The organism is Natronolimnobius baerhuensis (genome assembly GCF_002177135.1).
GTDB lineage: Archaea > Halobacteriota > Halobacteria > Halobacteriales > Natrialbaceae > Natronolimnobius > Natronolimnobius baerhuensis.
Window position 1 is genome coordinate 389,582 of record NZ_MWPH01000001.1, and the last position, 15,576, is coordinate 405,157.

Consider the following 15,576-nt stretch of genomic DNA (forward strand, 5'->3'; position numbering starts at 1 on the left):
GACGTGTGTGAACAAATATCCATGCATGTCCGCTGCCTCGAGAGCCCAGAAGTCTCACTCACTCTCTGACTCCCGGGCGGAGTCGGAACCCGATTCAGCGCAGTCCCAGTAGTCGACGTCGTCCTCGAGACGATAGTAGCCCTCGAGCGAGCGCTCATCACGCCCACCCGGTGGCGACCCGACGTAGACGCCAAACGTCTCTTTGTCGGGATACACAGTGATATCGGGCTCGTTCATCGTCGAGAGCAGCAGGTATTGCAGCGGCCCGTCGCTGTCGTTGACGATTCGATGGCCACCGCGCTCAGTCGCGGGAAACGTGACGTAGTCTCCCGCCTCGAGCGGGTGCTCTCCGTCCGCTGCGATCAACAGCCCCTTGCCAGAGAGGACGTACAGTGCTTCCTCGTTCGCCGTGTGATAGTGATAGGGCCACGACCGCGCTCCAGCTGGCAGTTCGTAGAGGCTGCAGCCGATGTCGGCCGCGTCGACACCGTTCGAGAGTTCTTTCCGGCGAAAGTTCGTTTCGTCGTCATCGTCGGGATCGTATCGCTGCCACTCGAGGTCGCGTTCGTTGCATTTGTCCATGCAGGATCAATTCGGTGTGGTACCATTGAACTATCGTCGCTGGTTGCGGTCTGGACTCTCGGTTTTCGAATTCGAAACGCTGTCTCAGACGGTCCGTCTCAGCCCAAAGCGAAACCACCTAACCGCGTCCCCGACTGCACTCGAGTATGCACACCGAATCGACGGTCGCCGTCCTTCGACTCGGCCACCGGCCCGGCCGGGACGAGCGGATGACGACCCACGTTGGACTCACAGCGCGGGCACTCGGCGCTGATCGGGTCTGGATCCCGGACAACGCGGGCCAATCACTCGAGACAGTCAGCGATATCACGGACCGATTTGGGGGTCCCTTCGAGGCGGCGTTGACGGACTCGCCGAAAGGAATCATCCGCAACTGGGACGGCCAGGTTGTTCATCTCACGATGTACGGCGAGCGCGTACAGGACGTCGAAGGCGACATTCGCGACGCACACGCAGGTGGCGAGGACATTCTCGTCGTTGTCGGCTCGGAAAAGGTCTCGTTTGACGTCTACGAGGAGGCCGACTGGAACGTCGGCGTCACTAACCAGCCCCACTCCGAAGTGGCCGGTTTGGCAGTCTTTCTCGACCGACTGTTCGAGGGCGACGAACTCGAGCGCGAGTGGGAAAACGCGGAGCAGCAGGTACTCCCGATGGAGACGGGCAAGCGAGTCGAGCCAGTCGACGACGAATAGGACGTCGGGTACCGATCACGAGCGACCGTCGACTCCAACCGCCTGCCGGCCTGCCAGTTCGTAGCCAATCTATTTGTGTCCATCCGGTGGCAGGTATCCTATGGCTGAAACCACGGCAAATACGGAAGACCTCTCGCGCGATGAAGCAGCGGACTTCCTGCAGGGACTTGCACAGGAACTCCGTGGCACTGGCGATGCAAACATCCGAATCGGAAACAAGACGCTGACGCTCCGACCGAGTTCGACAGTCGAATACGAAATCGAAGCCCAAGAGCGTTCGCCGATGCTCGGCGGCCAGCGCGAAGAAGTGACGGTGACCGTCGGCTGGGAACTCGAGGACGACGGGACAGAGTGACAGCTACACCCCCGCACGGTGTTTCCGTGCGGGCAGAAGTTGACAAGACTTAATGGCTGCATGGCGTTAGTAGTGGGTAATGGCTTTTGAGGACCTGCTCGAGGATCCGGTCGTTCAAAAGTATCTTCACGAACTTGTCGGTCCCAAGGGGATGCCCGTTGCGGCGGCACCGCCGGACGGGGAAGTGACCGACGAGGAGCTTGCAGAAGACCTAGACCTCGAGTTAAACGACGTGCGACGGGCGCTGTTTATCCTGTACGAGAACGATCTCGCCACCTACCGACGGCTGCGAGATGAGGATTCGGGCTGGCTGACCTACCTCTGGACGTTCCAGTACCAGAACATCCCGGAGAATCTCGAGGAGGAGATGCACCGTCTCCACGACGCCCTCGATGACCGACAGGAGTACGAACGCACCCACGAGTTCTACCTCTGTGAAATCTGTTCCATCCGCTTCGAGTTCGGTGAAGCAATGGACTTCGGCTTCGAGTGTCCCGAGTGTGGATCACCGCTCGAGTCGATGGATAACGACCGCCTCGTCACCGCGATGGAAGACCGCCTCGCGGCGCTCGAGGACGAACTCAATCTCGATACGAACGCGGACGCCTAATGGTCGTACTCGCAACAAAACTCTACGTCGACGGAGATGCTCAGGACCGAGCGCTCGACTCGCTACGCTCGCTCGTCGGAAACGAAATCACGGACCTCGATGTCGAATATGAGGTCGGACTACGCCACGATGACTTCCCCACCGTCACTATCGACGGGGACGACGCCGTTGTCGCGCGGAACGTCCTCCGCGAGGAGTTCGGCGAAATCGTCCCCGATCTCGAGGATGGTGAGACCTATATCGGGACGCTCACGTCGTGGGACGAAGATGGCTTTGTCCTCGATGCTGGACAAGCGGTCCAGATCTCGACGGATGACCTCGGCCTTGGACCCGGGACGGGCATCCAGATCCGCGACCGCTACGGACTGGTCCAGCACATGCCGCTGCGATTCGTCTATCACGAAGACGGTCCGGCAACGCTGGCAGACGAGGAAATCGACCGCTTGTACGAGTGGACACGCGGCGATGGCCGACTCAACGTCAACAGTGCAACGCGAGCCGAGGTTCGAGCGACGCTGAATCGTGCGGGCCACGCACAGGACTACGTCACCGTCGAACGGATCGGTCTCTTAGAACAGAGCGTCATCTGTACCGAAGGCACCGATCCGCCGGGGCTGCTCGCAAGTGTCGGCGAGTATCTCCCTGCGGAACTGCGCTGTGTCGTCCCGTAATATGAATCGTCGACTCGTTCTCGCAGCGGTTGCGGTCGCTGTGTTGGTCGGGTTAGCCGGCTGTTCGATGATCTTCGGCGGGATCTCCGACGAGGAACTCGATCAGGAACAAGAGTACGATGACCTGATCGACAGCGATGCCGACGTCGCAATCGATATCCAGGGCGGCGGCCTCCTCAGCAGCAGTGAGTTCCGCGCCGTTTACGATCTCAACGAAACGGAAGACCTCTCGCTGTATCGAACCAGTTTCTACCGGGAGGAAGCACTCGACATCCACAGCGTCCGCTACTGGTATCCTGACGGCACCGAAGTCACTGGTTCGGAGTTAGAAATCGATCAGGGGCGCTCGAGTACAGACATACAGGTGCCGGATGAGAACGGGACGCTTGCGTTCTCCGGCAGCGGCGGCAGTCAGACGTTCCAACTGCCGGCGTACACGCACGGTTCCTACGAGATCACGCTGCCCGAGGATCATCGAACGTCGAACTTCCTGTTCGGCGACGTAAATCCGAGTGGCTATGACCGCGAGGTTATCGATAATCGCGAGCACCTGTCCTGGGATCACGTCGACAGCACGATCTCAGTGCGGTTCTACCAGACACGGGATATTCCGCTGTTCATCGGGTTGATCGTCACGGCGGTCATCCTCGGTGGAATCGGGATCGCCTACTACTACCGAAAGGTCCAGCAACTCCAAGAAGAGCGAGAGGAGATGGGCCTCGATATCGATATCGACGACGACTCCGACGATGGGCCACCGCCTGGGCTTCGATAGCGACCAATAGCGTTGTCCCCGTCCCGTCGAACCTCTTTTCAGTCGTGAATCGCTGTTTCGTCGAGTAACATCGCACTGCCGTCATCGAATTCGAACCGGCCGAGGATAAATCGCGTCGGTGCCTGTGTCGCTTCGAGCGCCGAGGTGTGTACGGTTCTGGTGACATCAACACCATCGACGAGCCAGCCGAAGTACGCGCCTGAGTCGTCGGATTCGGTCAGGACGAGCAGCATCGGATCGTCGGTCCGAGCAGTTGTCTGTGTGACACCAGCGACGATTCGCGGAAGGTCGACGACGCGGACGCGAGCGTCACCAACCAGCACCGAGCCAGCGTTCCACGGGTCGACAGCATCCTCGAGTGGGGCCGTTTCAGCAAGGCCGCGAACGGTTGCGACAGCGTCGGTACGAACGCAGTAGCGGTCGTCAGCGAGTTCGAATGAGAGGACTGGTACCTGCTCGTCATCAGGAGGAAAATCAGCGTCAGAAGCGGGGGTCATCGTTTCCGAAAACGGGAACGAGGCGCCCCAAAATAAACACCTCGTTTTGGCATGTTGGGTGGGAAACTCACACATGCGGCCACTCGAGGGGATCAATGTTTTATCGCTGGACTTGGATACTCGAACAGAACATGGCACCGGATCTCCCCGATAAACTGCTCGGCATCGACCTCAACGACGAGCAATCGACGCGCAAGACGGACAGTAGCGATGAGTCAGCCGATGAAGAACACGTTCGCGTCGTTCGCTTCCAGGTCGGCGACCACCGCCTCGCGGTGCCGGTCGATGACGTTCGAACGACGACTGACGTTCCAGGCGACCTCACAGCTGTTCCACGAACTCCCGACGCAGTCGAGGGACTGACCGACCTCCGCGGTGAGATTACGGCTGTTATCGACCCGACTGTCCACTTCCCGACGGAGACCACAGACGCCGACCAGGACCAACTACTCGTCTTTGACCGCTCGAGTGAGGGCCAGCCAGCGGCGATTCGCGTCGACGAAATCCAGCAGGTCGTCCCAATCCCAGAACGGGACATCCTCGACGAAGACGGCGCAACAGACCGTGACCTCTCGAGTGACGCCCTCAAGCACCCGCTCGTTGAGTCGCTCGTCGTCCAGGAGCATCGGCGAACGCGTCGATTCAGTTCGACAGTGGTCTCGCCAACGGCAGCCGACAACTCAGACACAGCAGCGACAGACTCGAGTCGCAGTGATAGCGATGGCGAGACGGCACGCGCCAACAGACAGGGACCACAGACGGTCATCGAGGTGACGCCGCTGATCGATACCGACCGGTTACTCGCAGCGGCCGGTCCAACGGCGACCACTCGATAGGTTGACTCGAATATCCGGGGCTCATTCGGAAGCGCGTGTAGTAACAACCGTTTAAAATACGGTGTTTCGACGGGGTGTCACGGCTATTCTGCCGCTTATCACAGGTGATAATTGAGAGACAGCATTTATGGTAGTTCTATGGCAATGAGAATTTGGTGTACTAGTGAATGTCGACAGGGGTGCTCATCGTAGACGACTCACATTTTATGCGGAATCTACTGCGTCAGATTCTCGAACAGGACCATCGCATTCTGGGTGAGGCGTCGAACGGGGCTGAGGCAGTCAAGTTGTACAAAGAACACGAGCCCGATATCGTGATGATGGACATCGTCATGCCAAAATGCAACGGCATCAAGGCGACGGCGGCCATCAAGAAAATCGACCCGAGCGCACGTGTCATTATGTGCACGAGTGTCGGACAGCGCGAGAAAATGAAACTCGCCGTCAAAGCCGGGGCGGACGGCTACGTGACGAAACCCTTTGAGGAGCCAAGCGTCAGGAAAGCCCTCACGGACGTCGTTGCTGCATGACGCGAGTACTCGTTGTCGACGACTCGCAGTTCTTCCGAACAGTCGTCGGCAACGCGCTCACTGACGCCGGCTACACAGTCGAAACAGCCGACGACGGCCTCGAGGCCGTTGGCACGGCTGAGACGTTCGACCCGGACGTGATCACGATGGACGTCGAAATGCCCGAACTCAACGGCATCGACGCCCTCGAGCAGATCATGCAGACGTCGCCAGTCCCGGTCATTATGGCGAGTGCATACACCGAAGCGAACGCGGATGCGACCTTCGATGCACTCGAGGCTGGAGCCGTTGGCGTCCTCAAAAAACCCGACGGCTCGGGCTCGCGCAATATTGCCCACTTCGTCGATGAACTCGAGGAAAAAATCGAACGGCTCGAGGATGCTGATATTTCGGAACTGGCGCTCACTCGAACGACTGCGACAGCACGGATGACGCGCGCTCGAGCAGAACAGCCAGCAACCGAGAGATCGGCGACCGCGACACAGACGTCGTCAGTCGGGTCCGGTACCGGGACCACACAGGCCGATATCAGCCCGGCCGGTCCAGCCGGCATTGACACGTCAGTTGAGAAGCCGACTGTTCCACTCGAGGAGTCGACGACGGCGACATCGACAGCCGACGCCAGCGACGAGGCTGGGCCGACGATTATTATCGGTGCCTCGACTGGCGGCCCGAAGATCGTCGAGCAAATCTGTTCACACCTCCCCCGATCACTCGGGGCACGGGTGGTTGTCGTCCAGCATATGCCGGCAGATTTCACTGCTCGATTCGCCGAACGGCTCGATTCACGGAGTGCGTACGACGTGACACACGCCGACGACGGCGACTGGGTCAGTGCCGGCGAGATCATCGTCGCACCGGGCGATGCAGACCTCGAGATTACGACCGTTGCAGATGGTTCGTTCCGTGTTCGACTGATCGACAGCGGCGGGACGATTCAGCCAGCGATTGACGTGACGATGAACAGTGCCGCAGCAGCTATCGACGACACACTTTGTGGTGTCGTCCTGAGCGGCATGGGAAGCGATGGCGCAGCCGGTATCGAGTCGATTGCTCGTGCCGGTGGCCATACGATTGCACAGGATGAGTCGACGAGTCCCGTGTTTGGAATCCCCTGTCAGGCAATCGAAACCGGGTGCGTCGAGACAGTCGCACCCGCTTGTGACCTCGTCGACGAACTCGTAACCGCAACCGCGGGTGACAGCGATGACTGACTACTGGTCCGATTTCGTTCGCGAAAGCCGTGATCGTATCACGGAACTAAACAACGCATTGCTCACACTTGAGCGCAATCCGGACGACTCCGAGGCGATGGAGGAAGTGTTCCGAATCGCCCACACGCTCAAAGGCAACTGCGGTGCAGCGGGTCTCGAGGGCGCAAGCGAACTCGCCCACGCGATTGAAGACCTGTTAGACGCCGTCCGCGCCAGCCGACTCGAGGTGTCACCGGAGTTGATGGACGACATCTTCGACGCCGTTGACGACCTCGAGACGATGGTCGAACGCGTTGCTGACCACGAAGAGAGCGGCAATATCGATGTCGCTGCACTCCAGACGGCCCCATCAGGGTCGATTCAGTCGCTTCGGGCGCATCTCGAGGGGCCGGCCCCAATCGAGGTGCCGACCGACGAGGAGATCGAAGACGTCCTCTCGCGGTTCGAGCAGCCAGCCGGCGACCGAAACGTCTACCTCGTTCGTATCTCGGTCGCCGAGAGCGAAGCCGAGGAAGAAAATGCCGGTATTTTGGTCGTCAAAGCCTTGATCGATGCGTTTGATCTGATCGGGACCGCCCCGCCACGACACGCAATCGAGGCACACGCATACAACGGCCGATTCGATGCCGTCTTCGCAAGCGCGGTGACGAAAGCTGCAATCGCCTCCGGCCTCGAGCCGGTTGATGAAGTCGCTGATTTCGAACTGGTCAACGTGACCGAGCAGTTCGAGGCCGTTGCAGCGGCAACTGACGAAGGCGACGCGGCCGGTGGTCTGTCCGATCCGGATATTAGCGCAGACGAAGCGCAGGATCTCGAGGTCGACGAACTTCTCGGCGAATTTAATCAGTACGACGATCTCGACAATCTCGTCGAAGAAGTCGAGGACGACGACGACCTCGATGCGTTCGACGAGATGGGCAAAGCCGGGTCGTTCGACGATCTACTGGGTGACGACGATGTCGAGATCGAATTCGATGAAACGGACGATGTCGACGCCGAGACGGCTGAAGCGTCACCGGCTGAGGCGAACGACGGCGCTACTGACGACACCGGGTCGACAGCAGCAAGCGATGACAGTGACGCAAGCGCTAGTGTCGACGACACTGGTGACGCTGACGACGTTGACGATGCGGAGGCCGTCTTCCAGGAACTCAAAGACGAAGTCGAGATGGTCGGCTTCGACGAACTCCAGGACGAACTCGATGAACTCGAGTTCGACGAGTTCGACACCGACGAGGAAGTCGGGATGGACGAGTTACTCGGTGATGACTTCGCAGACGACAGCGACGAGGCGTCCCTCGGCGAGGCAGAGTCTATGGCGAGCGCTGCGGAATCGGTCGATACCGAAGACGACGCACTCGAGGCCGACCTCGAGGATCTCGTGACTGGCGAGGAGTCGTCAGATGATGATGATGATGAGACAGTCGATGAGGATGATGGCGACACTGACGAGACTGTGACGCCAGTCCCTGGATTCGAGACGGCTCCCGATGCGGATGCTGAGGCTGAGGCCGAGGCAGAATCCGAGGATGAGGCTGTCGATGCCGACCTCGAAACCGACCGTGTCGAGGACGCTCCTGTTGCGAGCGAGACTGGCGACGACGCCGAAGCCGATTCGCTCGAGGAATCTATCGACGAACCTGCTGACGTCGAAACGGAGACGGACACAGCAGACGATGAGTCGGCGCTCGAGGCCGATGACGACTCTCTCACAGCCGAAACAGACAGCGCGGATCTCGACGACGAGACGGCTGTCGATAACACAGCCAGCAGTGCTTCGTCCGACGAGGATGACGAACTCGCTGGTGCTGCGGAGAGTGAATCGGTGACAGCAGACAACGGTGGGGAGGACAGCGAGTCGGTTACTGAAGACGACGCTGACGAAAGCGAGCCGGATGCTGAAGACGACGTTGTCGAGGTCGCAGACGACTCCCTCGAGCCCGTCGATTCCGAGACGGATGCAGACTCACTCGAGGCAGATAGTGACCTCGACGCTACGGTCGAAGACAGTGAAGACGACGAAGTCACCGAAGACGACGCGGACACGACCGACGTCGAGTTCAGTGCCGGCGGCTTCGAGCCAGCGACTGACAGCCTCGAGCCAGCCGATTCGTCGACGACTGATGACACCACTGCAACCGATGCGGACGACGAGTCGACAGGCGATATTGTCGACTTCAGTACGTTCGGGAGCGAGATCGGTGCGGCTGTCGACGAGAGTGCTCGACTCGAGGACAGCGACGCCGACGACGCTGCGAACGCATCGGCAGACAACGAGTGGACGACACCCGACACAGCCGAAACTGACTCGTTTGCCCCCGTTGGGAGCGACGACGCACCAGCGTTCGACGATGAAGACGTCGATGACGTGTCGTTCGAACCCACAGTCGATACTGACGACTCAGCTGCGTTCGACCAGCAACTCGAGGATGAGGACAGTGTCCCACTCGAGGCAGACTTCAGTGTCGATACCGATGACAGCGACACTGACTTTGAGACGACGGACGATGAGGCACCAGCGTTCGACCCTGTCACAGACACGGCAGACTCGAACGACTTCGACATCGACGACGACGCCTCGTTCGACGCACTCGAGGCGTCGACAAACGTCGAGGCAGACTTTGACAGTGACGAGTCTGTGGCGTTCGATGACTCCGCCAGCGAGGAGACATCGTTCACCGACGACGCCGGCAGCGAGGACCCGTCGGACGACACGCTGGATGACTCGCTCGATTCACTCGAGCAGACACTCGAGTCCGACGGCACGGAATCCTTCGAGGATACCTTCGGTGATGACGCGTTCACCGACCTCGAGAGCGACGAGTTCGATAGTATCGATAGCGCCCTCGAGACTGACGACACAGACGGGTTCGGCGACTCCGCGGCGGAGACGAGCGACGAGCAGTCCCGGACTGCTCCCGACTCGGACGAACCCGAGATCGTCATCGACGAACCATCGCTCGAGGTTCCGGATATAGAGATTCCTGATGAGTCGCGTACGCGCGACACCGAGGACGATGCATCGGACAGTCAGTCCGTTCGTGTCGATGTCGAACAGATTGACGACCTTCTGACGCTCGTCGAGGGGCTGGTCACCAGCCGCGTCCGGCTCCGAGACGCCGTCGAAGCCGACGAGGATCGACAGACGCTCGAGACGGAACTCGATGCCCTCGAGGATCTTACCGGCGACTTACAGGAGACGGTCATGGACGTTCGACTCGTCCCACTCGGAACCGTTACGAACCGACTTCCGCGTGTTGTCCGAGATATCTCCCGCGAGCAGGACAAGACGGTCGAGTTCAACATCAGCGGCGAAGACGTCGAACTCGACCGCACGGTCTTGGACCGGATCAGCGATCCGTTGATGCATCTGGTTCGAAACGCCGTCGATCACGGTATCGAAGCACCTGATGAGCGCGCGGACACGGACAAACCGGAGGAAGGGACAGTCGAGGTAACCGCAACGCGGACGCGTGATCGCGTCAAGATCACCGTCGAAGACGACGGCAGCGGTCTCGATCCCGACCGACTCCGCTCGGAAGCACTCGAGGCAGGCGTCATCGGGGAGGAAGATGCTGCGGCACTCTCGGACGAACAGGTCTACGAACTCGTCTTCCATCCCGGCCTGTCGACCGCTGATGAAGTGACGGATGTCAGTGGTCGTGGCGTCGGGATGGACGTCGTCAAACGGACTGTGACCGAACTCGACGGCTCAGTCTCAATCGACAGCAGTCCTGGCGATGGAACCACCGTCAACATGCTGTTGCCCGTTTCGATTGCAATTGATGAGGTGTTGTTCCTCGAGAGCAACGGCCAGGAGTTCGGTATCCCGATTGATGTCGTCCACGATATCGAGTCTGCCAGTTCAATCGAGACGGTCGACGGCGACGCGGTGTTGCCAGTTGGCAATGCCGACGGATTCGGTACCGAGTCGACCACCGGGTCGATCAGTTCCGAGAGCGCACCAACAGACCACGAACCGACGACCGAGTACTCGGCAACTGTTCCAGTCGTCTCGCTCGATGACGTCCTCGAGACGACGGCGGAGCAGTCCGCAGGTACCGATGGCAGCGTTCTCGTACGGATCCGAGACGACGTTCGCGAGGTCGCATTCCAGTGTGACCAGGTTCATGGCCAACAGGAAGTCGTGGTCAAACCCTTCGAGGGCTTTATGACCGGCATTCCAGGCCTCAGTGGCGCAACCGTCCGCGGACGCGGTGCAGTAGTCAATATCCTAGATGTGACCACACTATGAACGTGAAACGACAGCCAGCGATACACTCACACTCACGGAGCAACCCATGACGATGATGGTCGATATTCGAAAGTTGAGCTTTATAAACGAAATGGCAAAAGTCGGGACGAACGGCGTTGCCGACAACATGAGCAAGCTGACCGGCCAGAACGCCCAGATGGAGGTGACGAAGACGAACTTCGTCGACGTCGCTGACCTCGAGTCCCAACTCGAGGGTGGCAAGCGTGTTGGTGTCCGGGTCAGACTGCTCAATCCGCCACATGGACACATCCTGATCCTCTTTCCGGAGGCAAGCGCAAAGAAGATCACCGCGATCATGCTTGACGATGTCGTCGAGGACATGTCCGATGTCTCCGGCAAGATGGCACGCAGCGCCGTCGAGGAGATGGGGAACATGATGGCCAGTGGCTTCATCGACGGCTGGGCAGACGTTCTCGGCCGTGTGATCGATGTTGCTGCCCCACAGCTCGTCTACGCACCGACCGAGGAAATCGTCACCCGAACGGCAAGTCTTGGTGATGACGACCTCGCACTGTTCTTCGATTCGGATCTGTCGGTACCGAGCTATCAGATCGAGGCCGAAATTTATGCCTTCCCCGAACTCGAGGAGTTCGTCGAAATGGTTAACCAAACTGACGTCAAACCCGCATGAAACTCGATGTTAACGCACTCGGGACGTTCTACCGGATGGCCCGAGAGGGTGCTGGCTTAGCCGCTGGCCGACTGACCCACATGACCGATGTCGAAACACGGGTCGGCGTCACGAAACTCAACTTCATGCGCGGACACGAACTCCGCCACGATTTCGAGGATTCCGGCGAGAAGGTCGGCGTTCGGGTCGAGCTAACCGGTGCAATCGAGGGCTACTCCGTAATCGTCTTCGACCGGGCGAACGCCTTGCGGATCGTCGAAACCCTCGTCGAAGAGTCCGATGCCGAGGAGTTCGACGAGATGAATCGCAGCGCAGTCACCGAAGTCGGCCAGATCATGAACAACGGTTTCATCGACGGCTGGGCCGACGTCCTCGAGACCGTTATCGACGTCTCGACACCTGAGTTCATCAAGGGCGAGTCCGCTGAACCGTTCATTGGTGACATCGAGACGGCGTCGGGCGACGAACTTGCGCTCCTCTTTCAGAGCCAGATCGAAGCCGTCGGCACCGAAGTCGGTTTCAGCCACTATCTGTTCCCGAAACGGGACTCGATGGCTGACCTGTTAGACCAACTGCGAGCCAGCAACGGGATCGAGTACGACAAACTCGACGGCTTTGACCGCATGGCCGAACGCGGAGCCGAAGAAATCGCCAAAACGGCGACCACGCTAACCGGTATCGAAACGAGCGTCGATATCCGGCGGCTGAACTTCGTCTCGCTCGAGTCGATTCCCCAGCAAGTGCCAAACGAAAAACTGGTCGGTGTCGCCTTCGAGTTCGAAGGAACGCCGAGTGGCTTTTTGCTCTTCTTGTTCGACGAGCAGTCGGCCGACGAAATCATCGATGCAATGGTCCCGGCGGGAACCCCGGTGGGAGACGACGACACGGACGGCTACGACGAGATGGGCCGCAGTGCAATCACCGAACTCGGGAACATTATGGCCAGTGGCTTTCTCGATGGCTGGGCGAACGTCCTCGATACGACAATTGACCACTCGACACCGGAGTTCATCCATGATATCGGTGCTGCAGCCGTCGATCCAGTCGTCATCCGACTCGGAGAGAGCCAGGAGTTCGCGTTCGTCTTCGATACGGTCATCACTGCCGACGGCCGAGAGTTCGACTGTGAAGTGTATGCGATCCCCGATGAAGACGATCTCGAGCGTGCGTTGAACGATCTCGATGTCGAACGAATCGAGGAGACGCCGACGACGGCCGACTTCCAGCAAGTGAACAACACATGAAAACGTACGGAAGCGAACCGGGCATGCCATCGTCCGTCCAGGTCGGAATCTCCGAACTGGTCGTCAGCGACGGCACCGAAGACGGCGACGAGACGCTCAAATCCTACGGGCTCGGCTCGTGTCTTGCGATTGCACTCTACGATCCCGAAACCGGCATCGGCGGGCTTGCTCATGCGATGCTCCCCGATGGCGATACGGCCGACCACAGCGACCGCAAACCCGGTAAGTACGCCGATACCGCAATCCGTGCGCTGCTCCGGCGGATGGTCGAACAGGGCGCAAGCTATACCGCCGTCGAAGCGAAACTCGCTGGCGGCAGCGATATGTTCGACTTCGATAGCTTCGGTGACGGTGTCGGCCAGCGAAACATCGTCGCCGCCAGAGACGAACTCGACCGGCTTGGCGTCCCAATCGTCGCCGAAGACGTCGGTGGCGACCGCGGACGAACCGTCGAATTCACTCCCGAGTCCGGAACGCTTCTGGTAAAGACCTCGAGCGATGATGGGACAAACGGAGTGACTGAACTGTGACCGACGAGTCGTTCGACGAACTCCTCGAGTACGTCGAGCACGAACTGAATTTCGCGACGAGCCACTACAACAACAGCTACCTCGACCGACGGGTCTCCTCGCGGATGCGACGCACGCAAAACGAAACGTACACTGACTACCTCGAGTTGCTACAGGAGGACCCAGACGAACAGGAGTCGTTGTTGCAGGCGATGAGCATCAACGTCACTGGCTTCTTTCGCAACCCCGATGTCTGGGCGGGCATTCGAGACGTGCTGCGAACCCTCTCAGCTGCAAACGACGAGGTTCGAATCTGGAGTGCGGCCTGCGCAGACGGCCGCGAACCCTACTCGCTGTCGATGCTCGCCCACGATGACCCCCAGATCGACGAATCCTCAGTCTCTATCCTCGGGAGCGACATCAGCGAACCCGCCCTCGAGACGGCCCGAAAGGGTGTCTACGAAGAATCTCGAACCGTTGATTTCGCCGAGCAACTGTCGTTTCTCGATGCCTACGAACAGTATATCAACACCGACGAACGACAGTATTCCATCGCGGATCAGATACAAGAACGCGTAGAGTTCGAACGCCACGACCTGATCAACGACGACCCGAAATCCGGCTTTGACCTTGTCGTCTGTAGAAATCTGTTCATCTACATCGACAACGAGTACAAACAGTCGATGCTCAGGGCCATCGCCAAATCGCTTCGGCCAAAGGGCTACCTCGTCATCGGCAAAGCCGAAACGATCCCGCCGAACCTTAAATCCGCCTTCGAAGTCGACGACGCCCGACTGCGGATCTACCAACGAGATTCAGACGTCTCGTTGTAACTCCCGTGTGTTCGTCGGGCCATCGCCCACTGAATAACACCCTGATATTACATATTCCCTGCTCGAATACACTCGAGTAATGACCGGCCCCGATCTCCGCTCGTTTGTCTCACGAACAACCGCCCTCATTTCTGCCACGCCGCCCTCGACCGGCCGCGAAACGCGTGCATGGATTGTCGATCCACTCCTCGAGACACTCGGTTGGGATCGCCACGCCGAATCGACGATCACCGATACGACCGTCGAGGATGTCCACCTCGAGTACGTCCTCGCCGTTGAATCGGTCCCGGTGCTATTCGTCGCCGTCGAACCGTACGGCCACGACCTCACGGACCAACGCGCTCGCAACCTGCTTGAGGCGATGGCCTGGACGGGCGTCGACCGAGCGATCTACACGAACGGCCACTCAGTCGCGTTCGTTGCTGGAACGACCGACGCCGACCGCTTGCTGTGTTCACTCTCCTCGCTTCCCGACCACGAGTCATCCATCGAGCACTACACTCGTGCAGCGGCGACCAAGCGACTCGAGACGAACACAGAAGACGCTGTTGCCCGCCGCCTCGCAGTCAACCGCTCGAGCGTCACCGAGGCGATGACTGACCAACTCGTCGCTGCTGCGGGTGACTCCTATCGTGATGAATTCGAGACCGCAACAGACCGCCTGCTTGACCGCCTCGTCGTCTCCTTCGCCGACAACGACTCCGAGCGATTCGAGTCCGTCTCCGACGACGTTGCACTCGAGTTTACGGAGCCGTCTCACGAGCACCCGAGCACTGACTCGTCTGCTGTGTCTCGAGCGTCCACTGGAGACGAGTCGGGCGGTGGTTCCGTCGATGAGACACCAATCGAAGCAGACACGAATTCGGAAGTGATCGAGGGTGAGAACACGGCCGAAACCAGCAGCAGTGAGCCAGAGACCGAACCTGAGACAGACAGCACTGGCGAGGACACCAGCACCAACGAGACCGAACCCGATACCGAATACGTCGCCCGATTCTTCAACGACCGCGGCTCAATCGGTGCGGTCGGTCACTCACGATCCGAACAGGCACTCGTCAGTGTCGCTGAATACCTCTTCGAGCGCGGTCTTTCTGGTATTACTGTCCCCTGGAGCCCTGACGACGACTCTGTCCCAACGCTTCTCAACGACAACCCACAGCGAGCCACTGGTGAGCCAATGGCCGCCCCTCGAGAACTTTCGAATGGCTACTCCCTCGAGACGGCAGGCGACGCCGACGCTCACGCCCGCATTGCAGAAGCACTCGCTGCTCGAGCAGGGCTGCGTGTGATGTTGACGGGTGATTGGGAGTCAGCAGAGTAG

At 59.5% G+C, this 15,576-nt stretch carries 16 protein-coding genes; 14 read left to right on the plus strand and 2 right to left on the minus strand.

All coding sequences use genetic code 11. The features are described from left to right. Nucleotides 1–54: 54 nt before the first annotated feature. Entirely contained in the window at nucleotides 55–582 is a 528-nt protein-coding gene (locus B2G88_RS01960; protein WP_054862197.1) for a cupin domain-containing protein, read from the minus strand. Nucleotides 583–728: 146 nt separating this feature from the next. Between B2G88_RS01960 and B2G88_RS01965 the strand changes: the two genes are divergently transcribed. The 5 genes from B2G88_RS01965 (at nucleotide 729) to B2G88_RS01985 (ending at nucleotide 3,685) form a co-directional block, all read left to right on the plus strand. Further along, a complete protein-coding gene (locus tag B2G88_RS01965; RefSeq protein ID WP_054862196.1) occupies nucleotides 729–1,274 on the plus strand; it encodes a tRNA (cytidine(56)-2'-O)-methyltransferase in 546 nt (181 codons plus the stop codon). A gap of 100 nt (nucleotides 1,275–1,374) precedes the next feature. Continuing rightward, nucleotides 1,375–1,629 carry an amphi-Trp domain-containing protein gene (locus B2G88_RS01970; protein WP_054862195.1) on the plus strand — a complete coding sequence of 85 codons (255 nt, stop codon included), beginning with the start codon at nucleotides 1,375–1,377 and terminating at the stop codon, nucleotides 1,627–1,629. Between the two features lie 79 nt (nucleotides 1,630–1,708). Next, a complete protein-coding gene (locus B2G88_RS01975) occupies nucleotides 1,709–2,239 on the plus strand; it encodes a transcription factor (protein ID WP_087713834.1) in 531 nt (176 codons plus the stop codon). Then, a complete protein-coding gene (locus B2G88_RS01980) occupies nucleotides 2,239–2,910 on the plus strand; it encodes a DUF2110 family protein (protein WP_087713835.1) in 672 nt (223 codons plus the stop codon). The genes B2G88_RS01975 and B2G88_RS01980 overlap by 1 nt, the downstream gene beginning before the upstream one ends. 1 nt (nucleotide 2,911) lies before the next feature. Further along, a complete protein-coding gene (locus B2G88_RS01985; protein WP_054862194.1) occupies nucleotides 2,912–3,685 on the plus strand; it encodes a DUF5803 family protein in 774 nt (257 codons plus the stop codon). A gap of 38 nt (nucleotides 3,686–3,723) precedes the next feature. Here the strand turns inward: B2G88_RS01985 and B2G88_RS01990 are convergent, their stop codons facing one another. Then, nucleotides 3,724–4,182: a chemotaxis protein CheW gene (locus B2G88_RS01990; protein ID WP_054862193.1), complete on the minus strand. Its 459-nt coding sequence runs from the start codon at nucleotides 4,180–4,182 to the stop codon at nucleotides 3,724–3,726. 131 nt (nucleotides 4,183–4,313) lie between these two features. On the opposite strand from B2G88_RS01990, the gene B2G88_RS01995 reads away from it, so the two are divergent. From B2G88_RS01995 to B2G88_RS02035, 9 genes are all read left to right on the plus strand, one after another. Continuing rightward, nucleotides 4,314–5,018, plus strand: coding sequence for a chemotaxis protein CheW (locus B2G88_RS01995; RefSeq protein ID WP_054862216.1), 705 nt, complete (start codon nucleotides 4,314–4,316; stop codon nucleotides 5,016–5,018). Between the two features lie 167 nt (nucleotides 5,019–5,185). Next, a complete protein-coding gene (gene cheY, locus B2G88_RS02000) occupies nucleotides 5,186–5,548 on the plus strand; it encodes a chemotaxis protein CheY (protein WP_087713836.1) in 363 nt (120 codons plus the stop codon). Then, nucleotides 5,545–6,762 (plus strand): chemotaxis protein CheB, encoded by a 1,218-nt coding sequence (locus B2G88_RS02005; RefSeq protein ID WP_054862192.1) that lies wholly within the window; start codon nucleotides 5,545–5,547, stop codon nucleotides 6,760–6,762. The genes cheY and B2G88_RS02005 overlap by 4 nt, the downstream gene beginning before the upstream one ends. Then, entirely contained in the window at nucleotides 6,755–11,017 is a 4,263-nt protein-coding gene (locus tag B2G88_RS02010) for an Hpt domain-containing protein (protein ID WP_087713837.1), read from the plus strand. Before B2G88_RS02005 ends, B2G88_RS02010 begins: the two co-directional genes overlap by 8 nt. 46 nt (nucleotides 11,018–11,063) lie before the next feature. After that, complete coding sequence (locus B2G88_RS02015; protein ID WP_054862189.1) at nucleotides 11,064–11,669, plus strand: chemotaxis protein CheC; 606 nt, start codon at nucleotides 11,064–11,066, stop codon at nucleotides 11,667–11,669. Next, complete coding sequence (locus tag B2G88_RS02020; protein ID WP_054862188.1) at nucleotides 11,666–12,913, plus strand: chemotaxis protein CheC; 1,248 nt, start codon at nucleotides 11,666–11,668, stop codon at nucleotides 12,911–12,913. The genes B2G88_RS02015 and B2G88_RS02020 overlap by 4 nt, the downstream gene beginning before the upstream one ends. Beyond that, entirely contained in the window at nucleotides 12,910–13,443 is a 534-nt protein-coding gene (locus tag B2G88_RS02025) for a chemotaxis protein CheD (RefSeq protein WP_054862187.1), read from the plus strand. Before B2G88_RS02020 ends, B2G88_RS02025 begins: the two co-directional genes overlap by 4 nt. Further along, nucleotides 13,440–14,255, plus strand: a complete 816-nt coding sequence (locus B2G88_RS02030; RefSeq protein WP_087713838.1) for a CheR family methyltransferase — start codon at nucleotides 13,440–13,442, stop codon at nucleotides 14,253–14,255. Before B2G88_RS02025 ends, B2G88_RS02030 begins: the two co-directional genes overlap by 4 nt. 79 nt (nucleotides 14,256–14,334) lie before the next feature. Next, nucleotides 14,335–15,576 carry a hypothetical protein gene (locus B2G88_RS02035; protein ID WP_087713839.1) on the plus strand — a complete coding sequence of 414 codons (1,242 nt, stop codon included), beginning with the start codon at nucleotides 14,335–14,337 and terminating at the stop codon, nucleotides 15,574–15,576.